The sequence below is a fragment of the Streptomyces sp. NPDC050546 genome (genome assembly GCF_044457425.1).
Classification (GTDB): domain Bacteria; phylum Actinomycetota; class Actinomycetes; order Streptomycetales; family Streptomycetaceae; genus Streptomyces.
Map to the genome: position 1 here is coordinate 111,453 of NZ_JBITGX010000018.1, position 25,221 is coordinate 136,673.

Genomic DNA, 25,221 nt, shown 5'->3' on the forward strand with positions numbered 1-25,221 from the left:
GGCCGATGCCGAACACGGGGGAGTGCTGGTGAAGTTCGCGGTACTGGGAGCGCTGACGACGGCCGGCGACGACGGCGTGGCCTTGGTCGTCCGGGGAGCGAAGCCCCGCGCGCTGCTCGCCGTCCTGCTGCTGGAACCGAACCGCACCGTGCCGCCGGAGACGGTGACGGCGGCGCTGTGGGGCGAGGACCCGCCGCCGACCGCCACCGCCTCGCTGCACAACCACGTCGCCCGGCTGCGCCGCGACCTCCGCGACGCCGACGGCACCCGGCTGCGCACCATGCCCCACGGGCTCGAACTACGGGTCGGTGCGGATGAGTTGGACCGCGAGGCGTTCGAGGGGCGGGTGCGCCGGGCGGTGGAGGCCCGCAACCGGGAGGACTGGGAGACGGCGGAGTGCGCGGCGGGCGACGCGCTCGCCCTGTGGCGTGGCACCCCCTTCGCGGACGTGCCCGCTCTCGCCGGGCACCCCGTCGTCACGTTCCTCCAGGAACAGCGGCTCCAGGCGCTCGAATGCCGCTTCGAGGCCCTGCTGCGCCTCGGCCGTCCGGAAGGGCTCGCAGCCGACCTCGGCCTCCTCGTCGAGGAGCATCCGTTCCGGGAGGCTCTGCACCGCCAGCTGATCCTCGCCCTCGGCCGCACCGGCCGCCGAGCCGAGGCGCTGGCCCAGTTCCGGTCCCTGCGCAGGACCCTGGTCGAGGAACTCGGGGTCGAGCCGGGCCCGGCCCTCCAGGACGCCCATCGGGAAGTGCTCCACAGCGCGGCCTCCCGGCACCGTGAACCGCCCGCCCCGTTCACCGCCCCCGAATCCGAACTCCCCGCCGTGCCCGGACGGACGCCCCCGCGGCCGGAGCAACTCCCCGCACCGCCTGACGGGTTCGTCGGCCGAGCCGAGCACATCGCCGAGATCCGTGCCGCGCTGGAGTCGGACCGCGCCGGCCCCGCCTGCGCGGTGATCAGTGGCATGCCGGGCGTCGGCAAGACGGGCCTCGCCCTGCACATCGCGGAACAGCTCAGGCCCGCGTTCCCGGACGGCCGCCTCTACCTCAACCTGCACGGCGCCACCCCCGGCATCGCCCCCCTCACACCCGCCGACGCCCTCGCCGCACTCCTGCACGGCCTGGGGGTGGACACGCGGCGGATCCCCGGCGACGAGGCGGCCGGCGCCGCCCTGCTGCGCTCCGCGCTGGCCGCCACCCGCACCCTCCTCGTCCTCGACGACGCGGCATCGGTGAGCCAGGTACGTCCCCTGCTCCCGGCAGGCGCCGGCTGTGCCGTACTGCTGACCAGCAGACAGCCGCTGGCCACCCTCGGAGCCGCCACGCACGTCCGGCTCGAACCGCTCCCGCCGCAGGACGGCGCCCTCCTGCTGGAGCGGGCGGCGGGCCGTACCTGGGCCGCGGCCGACGCCCGGCCCGTCGCCCGGCTCGCGGACCTGTGCGGCCACCTGCCCCTGGCGCTGCGCGTCTGCGCGGCCCGCCTCAGGAGCCGGACGGCGCTGTCGGTGGAGAAACTGGTGGAACGCCTGGCCCGGGTGGAAGACCGCCTGGACCACCTCGAACTCGAGGACCTCAGCGTCCGCCGCTCCCTGACGGCGGCCCACGAGGCACTCACCGGCTCGGGCGACCCCCGCGACCGTGACGCCGCCACGGCCCTCACCCTCGTCGGCGCACTGGACCTGCCCGAGTACGGCGCACCGCTGATGGCCGTCGCGACGGGCTCCTCCGAACGCGTTGCCGAACAGGCCCTGGACCGCCTGGTCGAGGTGGCGCTGCTCCAGGAGACGCGCTGGGGCCGCTACGTCCCGCACGACCTGGTCCGCGACTTCGCCCGGGAAGTCGCCGACCGGCCGGACGCCCGGGCCGGGAACACCGACGCCGTCGAACGAGCCCTGCGCTGGTACCGGCAGCGGCTCGCACGGTGCGCCGCCGCTCTCCGGCCGGGGCCCGGCCGAGCGCCCGGACAGCCCGGGGACGCCCCGGCCTTCGCCGACGCGGCGGCGGCACTCGCCTGGGGCGACACGGAGGCCGCGAACCTGCTCTTCCTGGCCGACTCCGGCGGCCACGGACGCCTGGGACCCGGCCGCACCCTGGAACTGATCAACTCCCTGGTCCCCTATCTGCATGACCGCGGCCGGGCGCGGGACCTCGAACGCCTGACGCGGCACGCCATCGCCCTCGCCCGATCGGGCGGCGACGCCGCGGCCGAGGCACGGGCCCTCGGCCAGCTCGCCACCGCGCACTACTCGGCCGGACGGGTCCGCCAGGCGCTGCTCCTGCTGGACGAAGCCGTGGAGCTCAGCGGGCACCTCGCCGACGACGCCGCCCGGATGCGGCACCTCGGCAACCGGGCCGCGCTGCTGCGGGAACTCGGCCGCGGCGCCGAGGCCCGGGCGACACTCGCACGATGTCTCGCACTGCGTCCCGACACCCTCGCGCCGGACGAGGAGGCGACGCTCGCAGGCCACCAGGGGAACGTCGCCGAACTCGGCGACCCGCGCTCGGCCCTCTCGTTCCACCTGCGCAGCCGTGACCTCGCCCGGCAGGGCGGCAGTGCCGTGCTCGAACAGGTCGCCCTGTGCAACGCGGGCCGCGCCCACCTGGCCCTCGGCGAGCCGGACCGGGCCCTGCGGAGCTTCGACGAGGCGCTGAGCGCCACGGCCTCCGGCGCCGGCCACTGGAACGCCGAGCGGGAGACCCGCCTGGGCCGCTCACAGGCCCTGCGGGCGCTCGGCCGACCCGGACCCGCCCGGGAGGCGTGCGAGGCACTGATCCGGGAAGCCGCCGCACGCGGCGACTCCTACGGGCGGGGCCTCGCCGAGTACGAGCTCGGCCATGTCCTGAGGGAGCTCGGGGACGAGCGGGCGGCCCTGGCCCGGTGGCGCGGCGCGCTGACCGCCCTGGACGGCACGGACGCCCCGGTCCTCGCCGACCTGCGCACCCGCGCGGGGGCGATCACTTCCTACAATGCTCAGGTCATCCCGGAGACCGGAAGCGAGGGGCGCACATGCTGAGAGAGGTCACCGCCACCCGCTATGTCGCACCCCTGCACTCCGGCGGCTCCGTCCCCGGCGTGGTCGAGGCGGACGACCTGGGCACCTACGTCGTGAAGTTCACCGGCTCAGCGCAGGGCCGCAAGGCGCTCGTCGCCGAGGTGATCGTCGGCGAGCTGGCCCGCGCCCTCGGGCTGCGGTTCCCGGAACTGGTCCTCGTCCACTTCGACCCGGAGGTCGCCGACGCCGAGCCCCACCAGGAGGTGCGGGAGCTGCACGCGGCCAGCGCGGGCGTCAATCTCGGCATGGACTATCTGCCGGGCGCCCGGGACTTCACGCCGGAGATCGCCCGGGTCTTCCCGGTCGACCCCCTGGAGGCGGGCAGGATCGTCTGGCTGGACGCCCTGACCGTGAACGTCGACCGCACGGTGCACAGCTCCAACCTGATGGTCTGGCCCACTCTGGGCGTCGCGCCCCCGCGCCTGTGGCTGATCGATCACGGCGCCGCCCTCGTCTTCCACCACCGCTGGGACGGCGCCGACCCGGCCAAGGCCTATGACTTCCGGCACCACGCCCTCGGCCACTACGGGCCCGATGTGCGGGCCGCCGACGCCGAGCTGGCTCCGCGGGTGACCGAGGAGCTGCTGCGCGGCATCCTCGCGGAGGTCCCCGACGCCTGGCTCGCGCAGGAGCCCGGCTTCGCCACGCCGGACGCGGCACGCGAGGCGTATGTGACGTACCTCCACGCGCGCGTGCGGTCCTCCGAGGCCTGGCTGCCCACCGGCTTCCCCACCCGGGAGGAACTCGCCGCCGAGGAGGCCGTCCGGGCGGAGAGAACACAGCAAGGACGACCCGCGTGGCTCAAGCAGGTCCCCGACCTGCACGGCAAACCCGCGGCCCAACAGGATTGGTCGGTGCACCTCGGATGAGTGGCCGTGTGGAGATCGAGTACTGTACCCAGTGCCGCTGGCTGCCCCGGGCGGCATGGCTGGCGCAGGAACTGCTCACGACCTTCGAGGCGGAGCTGACGGAACTGGCGCTGAAGCCGGGCAAGGGCGGCGTGTTCGTCGTCCGCGTCGGCGACGAGGTCGTCTGGGACCGGCGCGAACAGGGCTTCCCCGAACCGACCGCCGTGAAGAAGGCCGTACGCGACCGAGTGGCCCCGGGGAAGACCCTGGGCCACTCGGAGCGGTGACTGTTCAGCCCTTGAGCTGCTCGTACGCCGGCAGCGTGAGGAAGTCGGCGTAGTCCTCGTCGAGGGAGACCGTCAGCAGCAGGTCGTGCGCCTGCTGCCAGTTGCCGGCCGCGAAGGCCTCGTCGCCGATCTCGGCGCGGATGTTCGCGAGTTCCTCGGCGGCGACCTTGCGGGCCAGCTCGGCGGTGACCTGCTCGCCGTTGTCGAGGACGACCTCCGCGTTGATCCACTGCCAGATCTGCGAGCGGGAGATCTCGGCGGTGGCCGCGTCCTCCATCAGGTTGAAGATCGCGACCGCGCCGAGCCCGCGCAGCCAGGCCTCGATGTAACGGATGCCGACCTGCACGGCGTTCACCAGGCCCGCGTACGAGGGCTTGGCGTCGAGGGAGTCGACGGCGATCAGATCGGCCGCCTCGACGTCGACGTCCTCGCGCAGCCGGTCCTTCTGGTTGGGCTTCTCGCCGAGGACCTTGTCGAAGGACTCCATGGCGATCGGCACCAGGTCGGGGTGGGCGACCCAGGAGCCGTCGAAACCGTCGTTCGCCTCGCGGTCCTTGTCGGCGCGGACCTTCTCGAAGGCGACCTTGTTGACCTCCGCGTCCCGGCGGGACGGGATGAAGGCCGCCATGCCGCCGATCGCGTGCGCGCCGCGCTTGTGGCAGGTGCGGACGAGGAGTTCGGTGTAGGCGCGCATGAACGGGGCCGTCATCGTCACCGCGTTGCGGTCCGGCAGGACGAACTTGGCGCCGCCGTCACGGAAGTTCTTGACGATCGAGAACAGGTAGTCCCAGCGGCCCGCGTTCAGCCCGGAGGCGTGGTCGCGCAGCTCGTAGAGGATCTCCTCCATCTCGTACGCCGCCGTGATCGTCTCGATCAGGACGGTCGCGCGGACGGTGCCCTGCGGGATGCCGACGTACTCCTGCGCGAAGACGAAGACCTCGTTCCAGAGGCGGGCCTCCAGGTGCGACTCCGTCTTGGGGAGGTAGAAGTACGGACCCTTGCCGAGGCCCAGCAGGCGCTTGGCGTTGTGGAAGAAGTACAGGCCGAAGTCGACCAGCGCGCCGGGCACCGGGGTGCCGTCCGCGTCGACGAGGTGACGCTCGTTCAGGTGCCAGCCGCGCGGGCGCATGACGACCGTGGCGAGTTCCTCGTTCGCCTTCAGGGCGTACGACTTGCCGGACCTCTCGTCCGTGAAGTCGATGTTCCGGGTGTAGGCGTCGCTCAGGTTGAGCTGGCCGAGGACCACGTTCTCCCAGGTGGGCGCGGAGGCGTCCTCGAAGTCCGCGAGCCACACCCTGGCGCCCGAGTTGAGGGCGTTGATGGTCATCTTGCGGTCGGTGGGGCCGGTGATCTCGACCCGGCGGTCGTTCAGCGCGTCCGGACTCGGGGCGACCTTCCAGGAGTCGTCGGCGCGGATCGCGGCGGTCTCGGGGAGGAAGTCGAGGGTGGAGGTGCGGGCGATCTCGGCGCGGCGCTCGGCGCGGCGGGCGAGGAGTTCGTCACGCCGGGGCGTGAACCGCCGGTGCAGCTCGGCCACGAAGGCCAGTGCCGCTTCGGTGAGGACCTCCTCCTGCCGGGGCAGGGGCTCGGCGTCGACGATGGCCAGCGGTGACGGCGCTGGTGCGGACATGAACGGTCACTTCCTTCAGCGAGCTGTGAAGACGAGGCGGCGGTTCGGCACCGGGTGCCAGTCTTCCCGGATACGGCGTTTCGGCGCCCACGGAGCCCTCGGGCGCTTCTGAACTGTGGATACTAGTTTCCTCATAGTGGAAGTTCAATCGTGTGTTGATGTCGAGACTCTTCGGATCGAGGAAAGGTGGCGCTCCGTGCCACCCCGCTCACTCAAGGTGGGCCAGATCGGCCTCGGTGTCGATGTCGAAGGGCCGGGCCACGTCCCCGCACTCGACGAGCGCGATCGCCGGCTCGTGTTCCCTCAGATAGGCGCGTGCCCCCCGGTCACCGGTGGCAGTCGCGGCGATGCCCGCCCAGTGGGCGGCACCGAACAGCACCGGATGGCCCCGCACTCCGGAGTACGCGGCCGACACCAGCGACTTCTCGCCCTTGTACGCCCCGAGGACCCGGGCCACCGCCTCCGCGCCGATGCCGGGCTGGTCGACGAGCGAGACCAGGGCGGCCCGGGCGCCCGTGCCGGCGAGGGAGTCGAGCCCGGCCCGCAGGGACGTGCCCATGCCCCGCTCCCAGTCGGGGTTGTCGACGAGGACGCAGTCCGGCAGGGCGGCTCGTTCACGCACCTCTTCGGACCGGGCGCCCAGTACCACATGGACCCGTGAGCAACCGCCCTCCCGGAGCACCCGTACCGCGTGCTCCACGAGCGGCCGTCCCCGATGGGGGAGCAGCGCCTTGGGCCGCCCTCCGAGTCGTCGCCCGCCCCCGGCGGCGAGCAGTACCCCGGCAACCTCCTGGGCCTCTTCCGGCGTCTTCCGTGTCGTCATGGATCCTGCATACCGCACGATCCGGGGCCGAGAAGTAACGCAGCGGAGCAAGTCGATGACGCAATGGACTGGCGCCTGGTGGGCCCCGTCGTTTAATCTCGCCCGCACCGACCGTCCGGGCGTCCGATCGCCGCCCGGTGTGGGGGACTTCGCGTCGGAATGGCACGCGCACGACGAGGTGCGAGGGGGAGGACTGTGTTGCGGAGCGTGGAGCAGAAGCGGCAGGGGCCTGTGACCAGCGGCGACGAGGACCCGCGCGTGACGGAGCTGCGCTCCGCCGTGTCCGGGTTGCGCCGCCGGCTCGCCGCCCACCCCGGCGATTTCGCCGACCGGACCATCGCCGAGGAGGAACTGGCCGCGCTGGACGCGATGGCCGTCGCCGGTATCCCCGAGATCCCGCGGCTGCGCCGCTCCCTGCTGCTGATCGCCGGCGCGATCGGCTCGGTGAGCGCGCTGTCCCCCGGCTTGGCGGAGGTCCGCCGGGCCGTGGACCTCTTCGGAGGGCCGGTGCGCGGGGAGGGCTGAGTGTGCTGACCGGCCCCGGTCGGCCGGTGTGCCGTCAGGGCGTGGGACCGGCCCGGGCCGGTCGGTGTGCCGTCAGGACGCGGGACCGGCCTCGGCCGGTTGGTGTGCCGTCAGGACGCGGGGCTCTGGTTGGCCAGGGCCTCCGACAGTTCCGCGGCGACCTGCTGGAGCACCGGCACGATCTTGTCCGTCGCCGCCTCCGTGACCCGGCCCGCCGGGCCCGAGATGGAGATGGCCGCGGCGGTGGGGGAGTCGGGCACCGAGACGGCCAGGCAGCGGACCCCGATCTCCTGCTCGTTGTCGTCGATCGCGTAGCCCTGCCGGCGCACGTCCTCCAGCGCGGCGATGAACCCGTCCGGCGTCGTGATCGTCTTCTCCGTCGCGGCGGGCATGCCCGTGCGGTGGAGCAGGGCGCGCACCTCCTCCGCCGGGAAGCTCGCGAGCAGGGCCTTGCCCACACCCGTGGAGTGCGGCAGGACGCGCCGGCCGACCTCCGTGAACATGCGCATCGAGTGCTTCGAGGGCACCTGCGCCACGTACACGATCTCGTCCCCGTCCAGCAGCGCCATGTTCGCCGTCTCGCCGGTCTCCTCGACCAGCCGGGCGAGGTAGGGCCGCGCCCAGGTGCCCAGCAGCCGGGAGGCCGACTCGCCGAGACGGATCAGGCGTGGGCCGAGCGCGTACCGCCGGTTCGGCTGCTGACGTACGTAGCCGCAGGCCACCAGGGTGCGCATCAGGCGGTGGATGGTCGGCAGGGGCAGCCCGCTGCTCGCGGACAACTCGCTGAGGCCGACCTCGCCACCCGCGTCCGCCATCCGTTCGAGCAGGTCGAAGGCGCGCTCCAGGGACTGTACGCCGCCGTTGGCGGAGGACCGGGCGGAGTCGGTGGTGCTGGCGCTGGACGTCGGCACGGCGCGTTCCTTTCGGGACTGGCGGCGGAAGAGCAGAAGCCTACCCGGCAGTCGGTTGACTCCCCGCTCGTACGTAGCTACGTTCTGCGTACTGGAAGTCTAATTCCGCTTTGTGGAAACGTCCAGGAGTAGCCATGTGAAAGGCGCCGAGGTCCAGTGTGCCCTTGACTGGCGTAAGAGAGGGAGTGAAACTCCTTCAACAGAAAGTTGAATTCCGGTAGGTGGAAGTAAGGGGTTCGGGTGTCCGACGCTGAACTGGTGCTCCGCTCGACGCGTGTCATCACTCCCGAGGGGACGCGCGCCGCCTCGGTCGCCGTCGCCGACGGCACGATCACGGCCGTCCTCCCGTACGACGCGCCCGTCCCGGAGGGCGCCCGCCTGGAGGACCTGGGCGACCACGTCCTGCTGCCCGGCCTGGTCGACACCCATGTGCATGTGAACGACCCCGGCCGCACCGAGTGGGAGGGCTTCTGGACCGCCACCCGCGCCGCGGCGGCCGGCGGCATCACGACCCTCGTCGACATGCCCCTCAACTCCCTCCCGCCGACCACGACCGTCGCGCACCTCCGTACGAAGCAGCGGGTCGCCGCCGGCAAGGCGCACATCGACGTCGGCTTCTGGGGCGGCGCCCTGCCCGACAACATCAAGGACCTGCGCCCGCTGCACGAGGCCGGAGTCTTCGGCTTCAAGGCGTTCCTTTCGCCGTCCGGAGTGGACGAGTTCCCGCACCTCGACCGCGACCCGCTCGCCCGCACCATGGCCGAGATCGCCGCCCTCGACGGACTGCTCATCGTGCACGCCGAGGACCCCCACCTCCTCGCCTCCGCCCCGCAGCGGCCCGGCCCCCGCTACGCCGACTTCCTCGCCTCCCGCCCCCGGGACGCCGAGGACACCGCCATCGCCCAGCTCATCCGCGAGGCGAAGGCCCTCCACGCGCGCGTGCACATCCTGCACCTGTCCTCCAGCGACGCCCTGCCGATGATCGCCGAGGCGAAGGCGGAGGGCGTCCGCCTGACCGTGGAGACGTGCCCTCACTACCTGACCCTCACCGCAGAGGAAGTCCCGGACGGCGCCAGCGAGTTCAAGTGCTGCCCGCCCATCCGCGAGTCCGCCAACCAGGACCTGCTCTGGCAGGCGCTGGCCGACGGCACCGTCGACTGCGTCGTCACCGACCACTCCCCGTCCACCGCCGACCTGAAGACGGACGACTTCGCGACGGCGTGGGGCGGCATCTCCGGACTCCAGCTGAGCCTCGCGGCGGTGTGGACAGCGGCCCGCGAGCGCGGTCACGGCCTGGAGGACGTGGTCCGCTGGATGTCCGCGCGGACCTCCGAACTGGTCGGGCTCGACACCCGCAAGGGCGCCATCGCGGCGGGCCGCGACGCCGACTTCGCCGTCCTCGCACCCGACGAGACCTTCACCGTCGACCCGGCGGCCCTCCAGCACCGCAACCACGTCACGGCGTACTCGGGCAAGACCCTGTACGGCGTCGTGAAGTCCACCTGGCTGCGCGGGCAGCGCATCGTCGCGGACGGCGAGTTCACCGAACCGAAGGGGCGACTCCTCACCCGGACCCACTGAAGCCCATACCGGACCTCGAAAGGCAGATCTGATCACCGTGACGGCGATTCCCAGCTTCACCGGCGACGCGAACCCCTACGGAGGCGGCGACCCGTTCGCGGACTACCGCACCGCCGACTTCCCCTTCACCCAGTACACCGACCTCGCCGACCGGCGCCTCGGAGCCGGTGTCATCGCCGCCAACGACGAGTTCTTCGCCCAGCGCGAGAACCTGCTGGTGCCCGGGCCCGCCGAGTTCGACCCCGAGCACTTCGGGCACAAGGGCAAGATCATGGACGGCTGGGAGACGCGGCGGCGGCGCGGTGCCTCCGCCGGGCACCCGTGGCCGACCGCCGAGGACCACGACTGGGCGCTGGTACGTCTCGGCGCACCCGGGGTGATCCGCGGGATCGTCGTCGACACGGCCCACTTCCGGGGCAACTACCCGCAGGCGGTGTCCGTCGAGGGCACCTCCGTGCCCGGCTCCCCGTCGCCGGAGGAACTCCTCGGGGACGACGTGAAGTGGACGACCCTGGTCCCGCGCACCCCGGTCGGCGGCCACGCGGCGAACGGCTTCGCCGTCGCGGCCGAACAGCGCTTCACCCACCTGCGGGTGAACCAGCACCCCGACGGCGGCATCGCACGCCTGCGCGTCCACGGCGAGGTCGTCCCGGACCCCGAGTGGCTGGAGACGCTGGGCACCTTCGACGTCGTCGCCCTGGAGAACGGCGGCCGGGCGGAGGACGCCTCCAACCTCTTCTACTCGCCGGCCTCCAACACCATCCAGCCGGGCCGTTCCCGCAAGATGGACGACGGCTGGGAGACCCGGCGCCGCCGCGACCAGGGGAACGACTGGATCAGCTACCGGCTGGCCTCCCAGGCGCGGATCCGCGCCCTGGAGATCGACACCGCCTACCTCAAGGGCAACAGCGCGGGCTGGGCGTCCGTGTCGGTCAGGGACGGCGAGGACGGCGAGTGGCGGGAGATCCTGCCGCGCACCCGCCTCCAGCCCGACACCAACCACCGCTTCGTCCTCCCGGAGCCGGCCGTCGGCACGCACGCGCGCGTGGACATCTTCCCGGACGGTGGCATCTCCCGGCTGCGCCTCTTCGGCTCCCTCACCCAGGAGGGCGCGTCCCGCCTGGCGGCGCGTCACCAGGAACTGGGCGGCTGAGCCGAACCGACCCATGGGGCGTACCGGCCTGACAGCACCGGTGCGCCCCATGTGCCTCACGTGCGCCCCGTGGCCCTCACGCCGCGTGCCCGCCGTCCACCGAGAACTCCGCACCGGTCACATACGTAGCCCCCGCGAGGTAGGCGACCATCGACGCCACCTCGTCCGCCGTCCCGTACCGCCCCAGCGCGGTCATCGCCGCCTGGCTCTCCGCATACGGACCGTCCGCCGGATTCATGTCCGTGTCGATCGGGCCGGGCAGGACCAGGTTCGCCGTGATCCCGCGCCCGCCCAGCTCCCTGGCCAGGGCCTTCGTCAGACCGGCCAGGGCGGCCTTGCTCATCGCGTAGAGCGTCCCGCCGGGCCCAGGCACGCGTTGTGCCATGCAACTGCCGATCGTGATGATGCGCCCGCCCTCGGGCAGCCACGCGGCCGCTGCCCGGGACGTCAGGAAGACACCTCGTACGTTGATGTCGAGGACCCGGTCGACGTCCTCCAGGGACAGCGTCTCCAGCGGTCCGAGAACCCCCACGCCCGCGTTGTTCACCAGTACGTCGAGCCCGCCGAGCGCCTCGGCCGCCGCGTCCACCACCTCGGTCGCGTCGGTGGCGTCCCCGGCGTCCGCCCGCAGCGCCACCGACCGGCGCCCCAGCGCCTCCACGGCCCGTACGACCTCCTCGGCCGCCTCCTTGCCGTTCACATAGCCGACGGCCACGTCCGCGCCCTCCTGGGCCAGCCGCAGCGCCGTGGCCGCCCCGATGCCCCGGCTCCCGCCGGTCACGAGAGCCACCTTGCTGTGCAGGGTTTCCTGAGAAGTCGCCAGAGAAGCCGCTCGAGAAGTTCCTTGTGAAGTCATGTCTCCATCCCAGCGGCCGCCCGACGGCGACGCTGGCGGCGAACGGACATCGAGGTCCCCGGCGAGACGCGCGCGTGGCGTACGGCCCAGCGATGAGTTGCGGGTGCCGCAGGGGTCTGAACCGATGAAAGGAAACCCCAGCGCATCGATCGCGGAAGGAGCACCCGCCATGGGCAAGCTCGTCTCCACCCTCTTCGTCACCCTCGACGGCGTCTACCAGGCCCCCGGCGGGCCGAAGGAGGACACCCGAGGGGGCTTCACCCACGGCGGCTGGAGCTTCTGGTACGCCGACGAGGACTTCGGCCGGTTCGTCAACGACGTCTTCGCGCGCCCGGCCGCCTTCCTGCTCGGGCGCCGTACGTACGACATCTTCTCCTCGTACTGGCCGAAGGTGACCGACCCGGCCGATCCGGTCGCCTCGAAACTCAACTCACTGCCGAAGTACGTCCCTTCCTCGACCCTCAAGGACCCCGGCTGGACGGGCACCACCGTGCTCTCCGGTGACCTCGGCAAGGAGGTCACCGCCCTGAAGGAGCGCACCGACGGCGAACTCCAGGTGCACGGCAGCGGTGCCCTCGTCCGCTCCCTGCTGTCGCTCGACCTCGTCGACACCCTCCACCTGCTGACCTTCCCGGTCGTGCTCGGCACCGGGTTCCGGCTGTTCCCGGAGGGCGCCGTACCGACCGCGTTCCGGCACACGGGAGGGAGCGTCTCCGGCGCGGGCGTCTCGATGCAGACGTACGAACTGGCGGGCCGTCCGGAATACGGCGAGTACAAGCTGCCGGAGGACGCGTAGCGGCCCGGGTTAACTTCCCGCGAACTCATCGGACTTGACGGGAAAATCTCCGCGCTTGACATTGACATGCCACTGTCTACGCGCGTCATCATGAGGGCATGAATTTCCCCCCACGCGCCTCGCGGCTCGGCGCAGCAGCCGCCCTCGTGTCCGCTCTCCTCATCGGCGGGACCGTCTCCGCCACGACGGCCGACGCGGCCCCCACCGCCGTCGGTGACATCTGCTACAGCAAACTGCCGTCCCAGGCCCACGACACGCTCGACCTGATCGAGCAGGGCGGCCCCTACCCGTTCGACCAGGACGGCACCGTCTTCCAGAACCGGGAGCGCATCCTGCCCCAGCAGTCGACCGGGTACTACCACGAGTACACGGTCATCACCCCCGGCTCCTCCAACCGCGGTGCGCGGCGCATCGTCACCGGTGAGGAGAACCAGGAGGACTACTACACGGCCGACCACTACGAGTCGTTCGACCTGGTCGACTACGGCTGCTGAGCCGGACGGCCCCTGCGGTGAACGCGGGCCGGAAGTCCGCCCGGACGCTCAGACGGACTTCCGGCTCCCGGCCGCCGCGAACAGGGCGACACCCAGCACGAGCAGGGTGACGCTCGCGTAGATCTCGTAGCCGTCGAGGAACCCCAGTCGTTGCACGAGACCCCAGTCCCAGTCGGTGAACTCGTGCACCAGACCCGCCACGCCCTGCACGAGGGCGAGAAAGCCGAGAATCTCCAGTACCTGCTTCATGCCATGAGCCTCGCCCCGCGGACCCCCCGAGCGCATCGGCCGCGGGGCGGGCATCCGGGGACCGAAGTCCCTGTCCGGGCTCGGCCGGCCGCGTCGAAAGTCGCCGGTGTGACGACTTTGGTCGACGATCCCGCCCAGGAGGCGGTGGAACGGGACCGGGCTGCGTAGATTTGTCGACCGTGAGTGGTGACAAGGCGGGGCAGGCCGCCCCGGTGCTGCCGGGGGAGCCGCCCTCGCTGTTCACCGGGCGCAGATGGTTCATCCCGTCCGCCCTGCTGTACGAACTCGACCCCGACACCGAGCGGGGCGGGCGGCCCCGGCGCACCGCGCGCGACTGGGCCGTCGACTTCTGCTGCTTCCTGCTCGCCGTGCTGGTGGGGATGATCGCCGTAGAGGCGCTCGTCAAGAACCCCCATGTCCCCCAAGGGCTGGCCGTCGTCGACCAGGTGATCGGCGCGCTGGCCTGTGCGACGGTCTGGCTGCGGCGGCGCTGGCCGCTGGGCCTCGCGGCGGCGCTGACCCCCGTCACGTTCGTCTCGGACACCGCGGGCGGCGCGTGCATGATCGCCCTGTTCACGCTCGCCGTGCACCGCCCCTTCCGGTACGTGGCCTGGGTGGGCGGCGCCAACCTGGCGCTGGTCCCGCTGTTCTACTGGGTGCGCCCGGACGGGGACATCCGCTATCTGGTGAGCGTGGTCTTCGCCGTGCTGCTCACGGTGGCGATCGTCGGCTGGGGCATGTTCGTACGGGCCAAGCGGCAGTTGCTGGTGAGCCTCAGGGACCGTGCCCGGCGGGCCGAGACGGAGGCGCGGCTGCGGGCCGAGCAGGCGCAGCGGCTCGCCCGAGAGGCCATCGCGCGGGAGATGCACGACGTACTCGCCCACCGGCTGACGCTGCTGAGCGTGCACGCGGGGGCCCTGGAGTTCCGGCCCGACGCGCCCGCCGCGGAGACGGCGAGGGCCGCGGGTGTGATCCGGGAGAGCGCGCACGAGGCCCTCCAGGACCTGCGGGAGATCATCGGAGTGCTGCGGGCGGGCGAGCCCGACGACACGGGCAGGCCGCTGCCGACCCTCGGGGCACTGGACACACTGGTCGCCGAGTCCCGCCAGGCCGGCATGAAGGTCTCCCTGGACCAGCGTGCCGGCGACCCCGCCGCCGTCCCGTCCTCCGTCGGCCGCACCGCCTACCGCGTCGCCCAGGAGGGCCTCACCAACGCCCGCAAGCACGCGCCCGGCACGGAGGTCACGGTGTCCGTCACCGGCGCACCGGGCGACGGCCTCACCGTCTCCGTGCACAACCCGGCCCCCGAGGGCGACGTGCCCCCCGTACCCGGCTCCGGCCAGGGCCTGATCGGCCTGACGGAACGGGCGACCCTGGCGGGCGGCCGCCTGGAGCACGGGCACACGCCGGAGGGCGGGTTCGAGGTGCGGGCGTGGCTGCCGTGGGGATGAAGGTCCGCCCCGGCTGACCCGGGGCGGACCCCACGGCCCCCAGGGACCCACGGCCCCCAGGGACCCATGGCCCCGATGTGCCTACGGCCCTCATGGGCATACGGCCCGACCGGGGACAGGCCCCACGGCCCTCATGGGCCTTCGGCCCTCATGTACCTACAGCCCTTGTGGCCGGTGAGGCGGGCGGCGGATCATGGGCATATGTCGCCTGGTGCACCGCAGTTCGAGGTCGCGTCCGTGTTGAGGGAGGTGAAGACGGTCCGCATCGAGGGCCTGGTCCGGATCCGGGAGCTCCACGTCCCGCTGCTCCGCCGGGCGGCCGCCGCGCACTCCGCCGCCGTCACCGACGCCTGGCCCGTCGAGGTGGAGAACCTGCTGCGCACGGCCGTGTCCCGGCTCGGCGGTGGCGACCTGGAGCAGGCGGCAGGCTACTCGCTCGGCCTGGCGCCCGGGCTGCGCGACCGCCCGGCGGCGGACCGGCGCCGGCTCGCCGCCCAGGTGTACAGCGTCAGCGTGGAGCGCTTCCGCAAGAGCCAGGAGGAAATGGTCCTGGCCCAGATCGCCGAACAGGTGTGCTGGCTGGCCGGTATCGCCCCACAGCGCGCGGCCACGCCTCAACCACCCCTCCTCGCCCCGCACTTGCAGCATCGCTCCCTTCGTGTCGGATCCCGCGACGTACTGCTGCACGTGCACCCCGTCGAACTCCTCCGGAACGTCGACGTCATCGTCTCCCCGACCAACACGCATCTCTCCCTGCCCGCGATGTTCAAGGCCTCCGTGTCCGCGTCCCTGCGCCGCGCGGGCGCCGTGCGCGGCACGGCAGGGGACGTCACCGCCGACCCCGTGCACGACGCGCTGCTCGGCTGGCGCACGGCGCACGGGCTGCTGGGCCGCCCCGCACTGCCCGGCACGGTCGCCCCCACCGAGCCGGGCGCCCTCGCGGCCCGGGGCATCCGCCGTCTGTACCACGCCGCCGTCGCCGTTCCCAGGCCCGGCACCAACGACTACGACGTCGCCGCCCGGGACGTCGTCACGGCCGCGGCCCGCGCCCTGGATCTGCTGTCCGAGGAACGCGCCGCCTTCACACCGCCGTTGCGGTCGATCTGCTTCCCCCTGCTCGGCTCGGGCCGTGGCGGACTGCCCCCGCAGACCGGCGTCAGTGCCCTGTGGGCCGCGCTGGACGCCGGCACCGGCACGGACACGGACCTCCACCTCGTCGTCCGCCGCCCGCTGGTCGCCGACCTGCTGGCCGAGACGCTGGGCGCGCGCGAACGACCCCCGGCCGTACCCGCGTCAGCCGACACCGAGGAGAAGGGGCGCAGGTGCGGGTGAACCCCTTCATGGTGCTCGCGGCCGCCGCGGCCGACTGGCGGAGACTGTCCGGCCTGCTCGAACCGGGCACACGCCGGACGCTGAGCGAGCGGCTGTCCCGACTGCGAGCCGGGGCGGGCGCCCCGGACCCGGCCGCCGTCCTGGCCGCCGCCGAGACCCTCCTCGACGCCCTCCCCGCCGACGAGTCCGCCCGGCTCCGGCAGCACGGCGACACCGGGCGGTTCACGCAGCCCCAGGCCCAGTCGTACGAGGGATACGCGGCGGCCGACCTGTGCATGCTCGTCCTCGACGGCAACCCCATGGTCGGACCCGTCCTGGGTCCCGTCCGCGAACGCCTGCTGAGCGAGCCGTCCACGCCCTGGACCGAGAGCGCCGACCCACGGCTGATCGTCCTCTCCGGCCCGGACGGCCGCGGACGGCTGCCCCTCTTCCAGTTGGAGGCCGGGGCCATGCCCTGGCGGATCGTCCTGGAGGTCAACTCCGTGCTGCGCGCCGCCACCGACCCCTGGGGCGCCGCCGACTGGTGGCTGTCCCGTACGACCTGGTGGGACGGCACCCCCGCAGCCCTGCTGGGCCGTGGCCGCGACGCCGAACTGCTCGGCGCGGCCCGGGAACTGGCCGGTCCGGAGGGGGAGGAATAGCCATGGGCAAGTACCCGCCGCCCGAGGCCCTGCCGGGCGAACCGACCCGCGCCGTCCTGCGCGCCGGCACACCGGTCTACCGCGTGCACTCCACCCACCGTCCGCCGGCCGCGTACAACGCCCGCCCCTCGCACGCCTTCTACTACGGCGGCCGCTTCGACAGCACCCCCTACGACCGCTACGGCTACCTCTATGTCGGCTTCGGCGTCGGCGCCGCCGTCTGCGAGGTGCTGCTGCGCTCACTGCCCTTCGACTCCGACGCGGGCCACCGGCTGCTGCCCCGCGTGGCGTTCGAACGCCGCAGCCTCTCCTTCCTCAGGCTGGCCACCGACATCGAGGTCGTCTCGCTGATGTCCGGCGCGGATCTCGCGGCGGTGGCGCAGGACGCGTGGCTGGTGCACACCGAGGGCGCGGACTACCCGCAGACCCGCGACTGGGGCCACTGGATCCGCCGGCACACCGAGCCCTGGGCCCAGGGTTTCGTCTGGCCGTCCAAGCGCGAGCCCGCCGACCGGGTCGCGATCCTCTTCGACGACCGGGGCGGGCCGCCGGTGCTGGAACCCACGGGCGCTCCCGGCGTCGACTTCGGGACCGAGGAGGGCGAGCGCTGGCTCAACGGGGTGCTGGCGCCGTACCGGACGCGAACCGCGCCGCGGTCCGCGAGAGCGGGGGATGTGGGATGACGACTCCGTACGACCTTCAGGCGCTGCGCTGGGAGATCGAGCGACGGATCGAGGGCGTCGTGAACGGCCAGGAGCTGGCCGGGATGACCCAGCTGGTACTGGACCGGCTGGGCTGTACGACGGCGCGGCAAGCGTACGACCGGCTGATCGGGGACTGGGCGGCGCTGCCCCAGGGCACCGTCATGTCCGGCCTGCGCGCGGGACATGTGCTGAGCGTGCTGCCGATCCTGCGGCTCGAACAGCCGCTCTTCGACCCCGTGCGCGAGGAGGAACTCTGGCAGGAGGTGCGCGACCACGGGCCGGCGGACGAGATCTGGCAGGCCGACGTCGTGGTCAAGAACAGCGCGTTCGGCCTGCGGCACCTCACCGACCCCGCCGACATCGAGCGTGCCATCGCCCGGATCGAACGGGCCCGGGCCGTGGTTCCGTCCGGCACCCGGACCCACGAGAATCTCGACTTCGCCCGTGCCATCCTGCGGACCTATCTCGCCCAACTGGGCGGCGGCGAGGATGACTTCGACACCGCCGTGGACGACATGGCGCGCGTCGTCGAGACCGCGGCACTGCGACCGGACGAGCGGGTGGCCCTGAACGCGCAGATCGCCCTGTTCCGTGTGCACCAGGCGGCCCGCAGCGCCGACGAGGAGGCCCTGGCCGAGCAGATCCGCGTGCTCGAACGGGCCTTGGAGGAACTGCCCGCCGAACACGTCGACATGCTCGCGTTCGAATCGAATCTGGAAGGCGCCCGGAGTCACCTGGGACTCCTGCGAGCACAACGCACCGGACGCTTCGAACCCGCTGCCGAAGGGGCGGGCGCCGCGACGCCGCCGCACGAGATCCGCCGCCGGATCGCGGGGCTGCCGCGCAACGCCCAGGCCGACAAACTGGCCGAGGCGGCCTTCGCGGTCGGAGCACGCGCCCTGCCGGCGATGGACCACCAGGGAATGCTGGACGCCATAGAACTCCAGGAAGCCACACTGGAGCTGCTCGAACCGGACGACGAGCGATGGATCCGGAGCACGGGCACGCTGGGAGTCGCCCACTGCACCCTGGCCGGCCTCCCCATCGCACCCGCTGCCGACCGACTCGACCACCTGGACCAGGGCATCGCCTGGCTGCGGCACACCCTGAAGCTCACGGGCGGCCCCCACCACCCCCTGTGGGGCGGCACCGGCATGTCGCTGGCCAGGGCCTACCGCCAGCGCGGCGACGAGCACACGCACGACGCCCGCACGAGACGCCTGAACTACGACGCCTCCCGCCGCGTCGGCCTCGACTGCCTGCGGGCGGCGGCCTGGAGCTCCCTGCTCCAGTCCGGTACGGCCCACGCCGCGCAGACCGCCCGGCTGGCGGGCGGCCAGGCCCTCGACGTGGCGCGCTGGTGTCTGGCCGACGGCGCCCACGCCGATGCCGTACAGGCCCTGGACGCGGGTCGCGGCCTCGTCCTGCACGCGGCGACCGTGGCCGTCACCGTGCCCGACATGCTGAGGGAGCTGGGCCGGGCGGAACTCGCGCGGGAATGGCAGGCGGCGGGCAGTGTGCCCGAGCCGGGGGAGGAGCTGCTGATGGCCGCTCAGGCCGCGGTCGCTGGGCCCTCCAGCCGACTGCGCCGGCGGGTCCTGGAGGCGCTGGCCGGCTCCCCTCGGCAGCAGGGTCTGCTGGATGTGCCCTCACCCGGGGACATCGGCTCGGCGCTGCGCGCGATGGGCGCGACCGCGCTGGTCTACCTGGTGCCCGGTGACGAGGAGGTGCCCGGACTCCTCGGCCCCCGGCACGGCTCCGGCGCCGCAGTCGTCGTCACCGCCGACGGCGCCACGGACGCCCTCGACCTGCCCGGCCTCACCCTCGACGCACCCCCGCTCACCGCCTACCGCGCCACCGGCACCCCCGGCCGCGCCACCGGCACCCCCGGCCGTGCCACCGGCACCCCCGGCCGCGACGCCGGCGGCCCGCCCGGGGACGACGCCCCGCCCGGGCCGGCCCCGAGCCCCGCTACGAGCCGCGCCGCCCTTGAACAGGTGTGCGCCTGGGCCGGTACGGCGGTGATGGAACCGCTGCTCAGCCGGCTCCCGCGCGGCTACGGCCGGGTGCCCTCGGTGGTGCTCGTCCCCATGGGTGCCCTGGGCGTCGTGCCCTGGCACGCGGCACGCGTGCGTGGTCGGCGCAAGGCGCGGACGTACGCCTGCGAGGAGGTGGACATCTCCTACCTGCCCTCCGCCCGGCTGCTGTGCGATGTGGCCGCCCGGCCCGCCGCCGGCACCCGCAGGACCCTGGTCGTCGGCAACCCGACCCACGACCTGCACCACGCCGGTGAAGAGGCCGAGGCCGTCCACAGCGTCTTCCACCCGGACGGCGACCTGCTCGGCCCCGGCGCCGCCACGCCCGCCGCCGTCACCGACTGGCTGCACCGGCAGCAGGGCGGACTGCTGCACCTCGCCTGCCACGGAGTGGTACGCCAGGGGGAGCGGCACAGCGCCTATCTCGCCCTGTCCGGAGGGCGGTTGGCCGCCGAGGAGCTGACCGAGGGCGCGACCCGCTACCGCGGCCTGGACCTGGTCGTGCTCGCGGCCTGCCGTACCAACGTCTCCGGGCACGGCTACGACGAGGCGTACAGCCTGTCCACCGCGTTCCTCGTCGCGGGCGCCCGCTCGGTCATCGGCTCCCTGTGGCCCGTGCCCGACGAGGCGACGTCCCTGCTGATGTACATGACCCACCACTTCATGAGCCACGAGGGCCTGCCGCCCGGAGCGGCGCTGCGCAGCGCCCAGTCGTGGATGCTGAACGACCGCCGCGAGGTGCCGCCCGGCATGCCGGACCGGCTGCGGGCACGGGTACGGCACATCGACGGCACCGACCTGACCGCGTGGGCGGGCTTCACCCACCTGGGCTGGTGACGGCTCCTCACACTTCCGTGCGCCTCACACCTCCGTGCCCCTCACACCTCCGTGCTCCTCACACCTCCGTGCGTACGACCACCTGTGCAGTCCCCCACCGGGCCGCCCCGAGGGCCGGACCGCCCGCGTCCCGGCCGTCCTTGACGCCCGCCCCGATCACTCGCAGCAGGCCGCCTCCACCGGTCGGGGCCGGGCTGAGGCGTGCGCCGGAGGGGTCGGCGGAGGACCAGGCGGGCAGCCGGAAGGGCGCTAGGTTCAGCTCCTCCTCCGCGACGATCACCTTCAGCCAGTCCCGGGTGAAGGCACCCCGCACCTTCGAACGCCCCGGCGGCAGCCGCATCCACACGGGCTGCCCGCGCCGGGCCCACCCGGCCCTGCCGTCCCCGATGAACTCACCCTCGAACAGGTGCGGGGACGAGCCGTAGCCGTCCGTCAGATCGAGGAGCACCGCCCACAGGTCACGTCCGGAGAAGTTGTGGACCCCGACCCGCACCTGCGGTTCACGGCCGTCAGGTGTGTAGGCGCAGACGATCTCGCCGTCCGCCGAGTGACGCAGACTGCCCACCGGCGTCTCCTCGACGGTGATCCGTACCAGCGACGACAGGAGTGGATCGGGATTGGCCAGGTCCCGGATGTGGTGCCAACGGGCGATGTGGGCGAGGCAGTCGGTGACGCCGGCCGCGTCCGCGGGGGACTCCAGCGGCAGTTCGGGCACGGGATGCCCGGCGCCGCCCGACACCCGGGCCCTGCCGTACCCGGCCTCCACACGCAGGCGCAGCACCCCTTCCGCCGCGGGCGGCCCGTCCGCCTCCAGGGCCAGCGCGTGCACCGCCGCGACGGCCTCCGCGACCAGGCGTACGGCGGCCGGCTCACCGGACAGCGTCACGACCGCCGGGGGGAACGCCATGGCCGACGGGGTGACGGCGTGCGCCACCCGCTCGTCCTCAGGGGTCGGCCGCCAGTCGACCGGGTCCACCACAGCCGACTCGGCCCGCACCTCCCGGACCACGACCGTGCGCTCCACGGCGTCCCCGGCCAGGGTGAACTCGGCGCCCGCCGACCGCAGCCCGTGCGCCGCGCCGCAGTTGACCTCCCATCCCCACGCCGTGTGCCGCAGCAGGAACGGCGAGGCCGGCACCGGCTCGCCGGACAGAAAACCGCCGTCCTCCGGGCCGCGCAGCTCGGGATGCTGGACGTGGCCCCGGACGCGCACGCGCGCGTGGGCGAGCGCGTGCACCTCCCCGTACGTGGTCGAGGGACCGAGACCGTCGAGCGCGCTCAGCAGCGCATGACTGAACAGGCCCCGGGTCCGCCCGTCGATGACCTTCTCGTGCGCGAGCTCCTGCGGACGGCACGCGGCCAGCAGGACATGCCGAGCCTGCTCGGGCCCCGGGCCGCCGCCCTCGCGTGACCCCGAGTGCCACCACGACTGCCAGGGCACGCCCCGGACCGTCGCACCGCCTGTGTCCTCCCGTGTCGCCCCGCCCGAGTGGCAGCAGTCCAGCACCGCGACGACATGGGTGCCACGGGCGGCGACGCGGTCCAGGAGCGCGCCCAGTTCGGTGTCCCGCAGCACCGGCTGCCCACCCGGGACGAGGCTGTCGTGGCACACCAGCGCCTGGGACCAGCCCGTGGCCTCGCCCGGGTCGGTGGTCGGGCTCTGGCTGCCGTGCCCGCTGAACCACAGCAGGGCGGTGTCGCCGGGGCCGCCGCGCCCCAAGTGCTCCTCCAGGCCCGCGAGCACGGCCGCCCGGGTCGCCCGGGCGTCGTACAGCGTCCGGACGCGAGGTTCCGGACCCCTCCTGCCGCGCAGCCAGTTCTCCGCCGCCCGTACGTCGTTGACGCAGCCGCGCAGCGGCGCGCCGGGGTAGTCGTCGATGCCCACGAACAGGGCGTACACGGTGCGCATACGGTGATCCTTCCAGGTCCGCCGGGCGCGGGCAGGGCGTTTCCGGGGCGCATGCCGGGCGCCCGCGCGCAACCTCATGACCCCGCGCGCCGAAGCCAGTTGACTTGACTGCGGAGATGGCTGATGTTTGTGCCGCCTTCAGCACCGCGAGTAACGGAAGGAACACCACGTGAGTTTCGGGGGACCCGCCCATCCGTACCAGCCGCCCGGTCCACCGGCCGGGGGCCCCTATCCGCCGCCTCCGGCCACGGGCCCCTATCCGCCGCCGCCGGCCGCGGGCCCCTATGTACCCCCGCAGCCGGCCCCGGCCCCGTACGGCTACCCGCCGCAGCCGCAGCCGTATCCCTACCCCCATCCCCATCCCTATCCGCCGCAGCCTCACCCGGGGGCGGGGCAGGGCGGTCCGCGCGCCGGCGAATGGCCCTCGCTGCGCCAGCTGCTGCGGCAGGGGCGGTCGAACACCTCCGGCTGCCTGTGGCTGGTGCTGCTCGGCTCGTGCACCTGGTTCGCGTTCCTGCCGCTCGTGGTCGGCTACTCGTTGGCGCGCTCGGCCCGCAACCGCGCCCACCGGCTCTTCCCGGGGTACGGGCACCGGGCCGTCGACGACCGGCACGTCACGCGCGTGCAGAAGGTGCGGGCCTGGACCGCGGCCGCCATGTCCCTGATGCTGCTCGCCGTCTACGGCAAACCGGAGGACGTCGCCGAGGCCCAGGAGCAGTACATGATGCGGCTGGCGGTCACCCCGCCGCTGCTGCTGCTGAGCGCGCCCGTCGTGATCGCGGTGCTCTTCCGCTGGGCGTCGGCGGAGCGGCGGTCGGCGATGCGCGCCAGCGTGCGGGCCGCCCTGCGGTCGGCCGGGTGGTACGTCGGCGCCGTGACGGCCCTTCCGCTGCTCGGCGGGGCGATCATCCTGCTCGGCCGGAACATGTCGTCCTCCGCCGCGGCGACGGACCCCGCCCCCTGGCTGATCATCGCGGCGGCCCTGCCCCTGGTCTGGCTCCTGTTCTTCATCGGCTTCGCCACCGGCCCGGCCATCCGCACCGGCTTCAACACCTCGACCGTGCACGCGGCGCTCCCCGCCCTGCTGACCGGCACCCTGGTGTGGGAGTTCGCGGTCATCAGCCTGGTCGCGGGCGGTCTGCCGCCCGGCCCGCCGGTGATCCAGGGCCTCGCCGTCCTCGGCGGCCCCGCCTCGGTGACGGCGGTGGTCTGGTGGGAGATCCGTCGCCTGCGCACCCTGTACGGAGTGACGCTGCGCGCCTGAGCGCGGCCGTGATTACGTAACGCCCATGACTGCGATCAGACTTCTCCTCGTCGACGACGACCCGCTGGTGCGGGCCGGACTGTCCTTCATGATGGGCGGCGCCGACGACATCGAGATCGTCGGGGAGGCCGCCGACGGCGGAGAGGTGGAGGCGCTCGTCGACCGCACCCGCCCGGACGTCGTGCTCATGGACATCCGGATGCCGACGGTGGACGGTCTCACGGCCACGGAGCGGCTGCGCGCCCGCGAGGACGCCCCGCAGGTGGTGGTGCTCACCACCTTCCACGCCGACGAACAGGTGCTGCGGGCGCTGCGCGTGGGTGCCGCCGGCTTCGTCCTCAAGGACACCCCGCCCGCCGAGATCCTCGCGGCCGTGCGCCGGGTCGCGGCCGGCGACCCGGTCCTGTCGCCCACCGTCACCCGTCAGCTGATGCGGCACGCGGTCGGCACCGCCGCCGACACGCGCCGCGCACGCGCGCGAGCCCGCATGGCCGTCCTCAACGACCGCGAGCGCGAGGTGGCCGTCGCGGTCGGCCGGGGCCTGGCCAACGCCGAGATCGCCACCGGCCTCTTCATGAGCGTCGCCACCGTCAAGACACACGTCTCACGCATCCTGGCCAAGCTCGACCTCAACAACCGGGTGCAGATCGCGCTGCTGGCGTACGACGCGGGGCTCCTGGAGGACGAGGGGGAGGAACGCACGGGGCACTGACCCCCGGCGCCCGGTCGTCCTCGTACGGGCCCGCCGTCACGCGAACGTCTGGGCGGCACCGCCGGGGATCTCCGCAAGCCGCACCGCCCTGCGCTCGCGTCGGGACAGCTCGCACGCCTCGGCGACGCGCAGCGCCTGCAGCGCCTCGCGCCCGTCACAGGGGTTGGCCCGCTCGCCCCGGACGACCTCGACGAACGCGTTCAGCTCCGCCTCGTAGGCCGGGCCGAAGCGCTCCAGGAAGCCCGTCCAGGGCTTGTCCGCGGCCGGCGGCCCGGTCGGTTCCGTGGACGCGATCGGCGTACGGTCGTCCAGGCCGACCACGATCTGGTCGCGCTCCCCGGCGAGCTCCATGCGCACGTCGTAGCCGGCCCCGTTCATCCGGGAGCCGGTGATCGTGGCGAGCGTGCCGTCGTCGAGGGTGAGGAGCGCGGCGGCGGTGTCGACGTCGCCGGCCTCGCGGAACATCGCGGGCCCCGCGTCGGACCCGGCCGCGTACACGTCGGCCACCTCCCGGCCCGTCACCCAGCGCAGTACGTCGAAGTCGTGGATCAGCGTGTCCCGGTACAGCCCGCCGGACAGCGGCAGCCAGGCGGCGGACGGCGGCGACTGGTCACTGGTCAGCGCCCGGACGGTGTGCAGCCGCCCCAGCCTGCCGGACCGCACGGCCTCGCGGGCGCCCGTGTAGCCCGTGTCGAAGCGGCGCTGGAAGCCCATCTGGAGGACCGTCCCCACCGTCTCGACCTCGGCGATCGCGCTCAAGGTCCCCGGCAGGTCCAGCGCGATGGGCTTCTCGCAGAACACCGGAAGGCCCGAGCGTGCTGCCCGACCGATCAGTTCGGCGTGGGCGGACGTGTTCGTCGTGATCACCACGGCGTCGACCCCCCAGCGGAAGATCTCCTCCACGCCCGGCGCCGCCGTCTCACGCAGCCGGTGCGCCAGATCCTGGGCCCGCGTGGGGTCCGCGTCCGTGAGGATCAAGGACCCGACGTCGCGGTGCCTACTGAGCGTGTTCGCGTGGATCGTGCCGATGCGGCCCGTACCGATGACCCCGATGCGCATGTGAACAAAGTGCGTGCACAGGCCGCCGCTGTCAATCTGTTTGTCCGGACAATCTGACTACACAACTTCCC

The 25,221-nt window shown here is 73.1% G+C and carries 22 protein-coding genes; 15 read left to right on the forward strand and 7 right to left on the reverse strand.

Annotated features, from left to right (window positions below):
• Positions 1-28 precede the first annotated feature (28 nt).
• The 3 genes from ACIBK5_RS35245 to ACIBK5_RS35255 are packed head-to-tail and all read left to right on the forward strand — an operon-like array spanning position 29 to position 4,187.
• Positions 29-3,013, forward strand: a complete 2,985-nt coding sequence (locus tag ACIBK5_RS35245) for a BTAD domain-containing putative transcriptional regulator (protein ID WP_399026135.1) — start codon at positions 29-31, stop codon at positions 3,011-3,013.
• Positions 3,007-3,921: a HipA family kinase gene (locus ACIBK5_RS35250; RefSeq protein ID WP_399026137.1), complete on the forward strand. Its 915-nt coding sequence runs from the start codon at positions 3,007-3,009 to the stop codon at positions 3,919-3,921. Before ACIBK5_RS35245 ends, ACIBK5_RS35250 begins: the two co-directional genes overlap by 7 nt.
• Positions 3,918-4,187 carry a SelT/SelW/SelH family protein gene (locus ACIBK5_RS35255; protein ID WP_184588795.1) on the forward strand — a complete coding sequence of 90 codons (270 nt, stop codon included), beginning with the start codon at positions 3,918-3,920 and terminating at the stop codon, positions 4,185-4,187. The genes ACIBK5_RS35250 and ACIBK5_RS35255 overlap by 4 nt, the downstream gene beginning before the upstream one ends.
• Positions 4,188-4,191: 4 nt before the next feature.
• On the opposite strand, the gene aceB is transcribed toward ACIBK5_RS35255, so the two are convergent.
• Both aceB and ACIBK5_RS35265 read right to left on the reverse strand, forming a co-directional pair.
• Positions 4,192-5,817, reverse strand: coding sequence for a malate synthase A (gene aceB, locus ACIBK5_RS35260; RefSeq protein WP_399026139.1), 1,626 nt, complete (start codon positions 5,815-5,817; stop codon positions 4,192-4,194).
• Between the two features lie 208 nt (positions 5,818-6,025).
• Positions 6,026-6,640: an NTP transferase domain-containing protein gene (locus ACIBK5_RS35265; RefSeq protein ID WP_399026141.1), complete on the reverse strand. Its 615-nt coding sequence runs from the start codon at positions 6,638-6,640 to the stop codon at positions 6,026-6,028.
• A gap of 231 nt (positions 6,641-6,871) precedes the next feature.
• Here ACIBK5_RS35265 and ACIBK5_RS35270 point away from each other — a divergent pair, with 231 nt between their 5' ends.
• On the forward strand, positions 6,872-7,165 hold the full coding sequence (locus tag ACIBK5_RS35270) for a DUF5955 family protein (protein ID WP_399026266.1): 294 nt from the start codon (positions 6,872-6,874) through the stop codon (positions 7,163-7,165).
• A 110-nt stretch (positions 7,166-7,275) separates the two neighbouring features.
• On the opposite strand, the gene ACIBK5_RS35275 is transcribed toward ACIBK5_RS35270, so the two are convergent.
• Positions 7,276-8,076, reverse strand: coding sequence for an IclR family transcriptional regulator (locus ACIBK5_RS35275; RefSeq protein WP_399026143.1), 801 nt, complete (start codon positions 8,074-8,076; stop codon positions 7,276-7,278).
• Positions 8,077-8,316: 240 nt separating this feature from the next.
• Between ACIBK5_RS35275 and allB the strand changes: the two genes are divergently transcribed.
• Both allB and alc read left to right on the forward strand, forming a co-directional pair.
• A complete protein-coding gene (gene allB, locus ACIBK5_RS35280) occupies positions 8,317-9,657 on the forward strand; it encodes an allantoinase AllB (protein WP_399026145.1) in 1,341 nt (446 codons plus the stop codon).
• Positions 9,658-9,694: 37 nt separating this feature from the next.
• Positions 9,695-10,810, forward strand: coding sequence for an allantoicase (alc, locus tag ACIBK5_RS35285; protein ID WP_399026147.1), 1,116 nt, complete (start codon positions 9,695-9,697; stop codon positions 10,808-10,810).
• Between the two features lie 76 nt (positions 10,811-10,886).
• Here alc and ACIBK5_RS35290 read toward each other — a convergent pair whose 3' ends face one another.
• Complete coding sequence (locus tag ACIBK5_RS35290) at positions 10,887-11,666, reverse strand: 3-oxoacyl-ACP reductase family protein (RefSeq protein WP_399026149.1); 780 nt, start codon at positions 11,664-11,666, stop codon at positions 10,887-10,889.
• A gap of 169 nt (positions 11,667-11,835) precedes the next feature.
• Between ACIBK5_RS35290 and ACIBK5_RS35295 the strand changes: the two genes are divergently transcribed.
• Together ACIBK5_RS35295 and ACIBK5_RS35300 are read left to right on the forward strand one after the other, a co-directional pair.
• Positions 11,836-12,462 (forward strand): dihydrofolate reductase family protein, encoded by a 627-nt coding sequence (locus ACIBK5_RS35295; RefSeq protein ID WP_399026151.1) that lies wholly within the window; start codon positions 11,836-11,838, stop codon positions 12,460-12,462.
• Positions 12,463-12,560: 98 nt separating this feature from the next.
• Positions 12,561-12,956 carry a ribonuclease domain-containing protein gene (locus ACIBK5_RS35300; RefSeq protein ID WP_399026153.1) on the forward strand — a complete coding sequence of 132 codons (396 nt, stop codon included), beginning with the start codon at positions 12,561-12,563 and terminating at the stop codon, positions 12,954-12,956.
• A gap of 48 nt (positions 12,957-13,004) precedes the next feature.
• On the opposite strand, the gene ACIBK5_RS35305 is transcribed toward ACIBK5_RS35300, so the two are convergent.
• Positions 13,005-13,205, reverse strand: coding sequence for a hypothetical protein (locus ACIBK5_RS35305; RefSeq protein WP_215117650.1), 201 nt, complete (start codon positions 13,203-13,205; stop codon positions 13,005-13,007).
• A 179-nt stretch (positions 13,206-13,384) separates the two neighbouring features.
• Between ACIBK5_RS35305 and ACIBK5_RS35310 the strand changes: the two genes are divergently transcribed.
• The 5 genes from ACIBK5_RS35310 to ACIBK5_RS35330 all read left to right on the forward strand — a co-directional run bounded on the left by ACIBK5_RS35310 (position 13,385) and on the right by ACIBK5_RS35330 (position 20,206).
• Positions 13,385-14,656 (forward strand): histidine kinase, encoded by a 1,272-nt coding sequence (locus tag ACIBK5_RS35310; RefSeq protein ID WP_399026157.1) that lies wholly within the window; start codon positions 13,385-13,387, stop codon positions 14,654-14,656.
• 201 nt (positions 14,657-14,857) lie between these two features.
• Positions 14,858-15,988 (forward strand): hypothetical protein, encoded by a 1,131-nt coding sequence (locus ACIBK5_RS35315; RefSeq protein WP_399026159.1) that lies wholly within the window; start codon positions 14,858-14,860, stop codon positions 15,986-15,988.
• Positions 15,979-16,629, forward strand: a complete 651-nt coding sequence (locus tag ACIBK5_RS35320; RefSeq protein ID WP_399026161.1) for a hypothetical protein — start codon at positions 15,979-15,981, stop codon at positions 16,627-16,629. The genes ACIBK5_RS35315 and ACIBK5_RS35320 overlap by 10 nt, the downstream gene beginning before the upstream one ends.
• Before the next feature lie 2 nt (positions 16,630-16,631).
• The gene (locus ACIBK5_RS35325) at positions 16,632-17,312 is read left to right on the forward strand and encodes an RES family NAD+ phosphorylase (RefSeq protein WP_399026163.1); all 681 of its coding nucleotides are present in this window, start codon (positions 16,632-16,634) and stop codon (positions 17,310-17,312) included.
• The gene (locus tag ACIBK5_RS35330) at positions 17,309-20,206 is read left to right on the forward strand and encodes a CHAT domain-containing protein (RefSeq protein ID WP_399026165.1); all 2,898 of its coding nucleotides are present in this window, start codon (positions 17,309-17,311) and stop codon (positions 20,204-20,206) included. Before ACIBK5_RS35325 ends, ACIBK5_RS35330 begins: the two co-directional genes overlap by 4 nt.
• 58 nt (positions 20,207-20,264) lie before the next feature.
• Here the strand turns inward: ACIBK5_RS35330 and ACIBK5_RS35335 are convergent, their stop codons facing one another.
• Complete coding sequence (locus ACIBK5_RS35335; protein ID WP_399026167.1) at positions 20,265-22,115, reverse strand: caspase domain-containing protein; 1,851 nt, start codon at positions 22,113-22,115, stop codon at positions 20,265-20,267.
• Between the two features lie 169 nt (positions 22,116-22,284).
• On the opposite strand from ACIBK5_RS35335, the gene ACIBK5_RS35340 reads away from it, so the two are divergent.
• Both ACIBK5_RS35340 and ACIBK5_RS35345 read left to right on the forward strand, forming a co-directional pair.
• On the forward strand, positions 22,285-23,379 hold the full coding sequence (locus tag ACIBK5_RS35340; RefSeq protein ID WP_399026169.1) for a hypothetical protein: 1,095 nt from the start codon (positions 22,285-22,287) through the stop codon (positions 23,377-23,379).
• A 25-nt stretch (positions 23,380-23,404) separates the two neighbouring features.
• Positions 23,405-24,091: a response regulator gene (locus ACIBK5_RS35345; RefSeq protein ID WP_399026171.1), complete on the forward strand. Its 687-nt coding sequence runs from the start codon at positions 23,405-23,407 to the stop codon at positions 24,089-24,091.
• A gap of 36 nt (positions 24,092-24,127) precedes the next feature.
• Here the strand turns inward: ACIBK5_RS35345 and ACIBK5_RS35350 are convergent, their stop codons facing one another.
• Complete coding sequence (locus ACIBK5_RS35350; protein ID WP_399026172.1) at positions 24,128-25,150, reverse strand: Gfo/Idh/MocA family oxidoreductase; 1,023 nt, start codon at positions 25,148-25,150, stop codon at positions 24,128-24,130.
• Between the last annotated feature and the right edge of the window lie 71 nt (positions 25,151-25,221).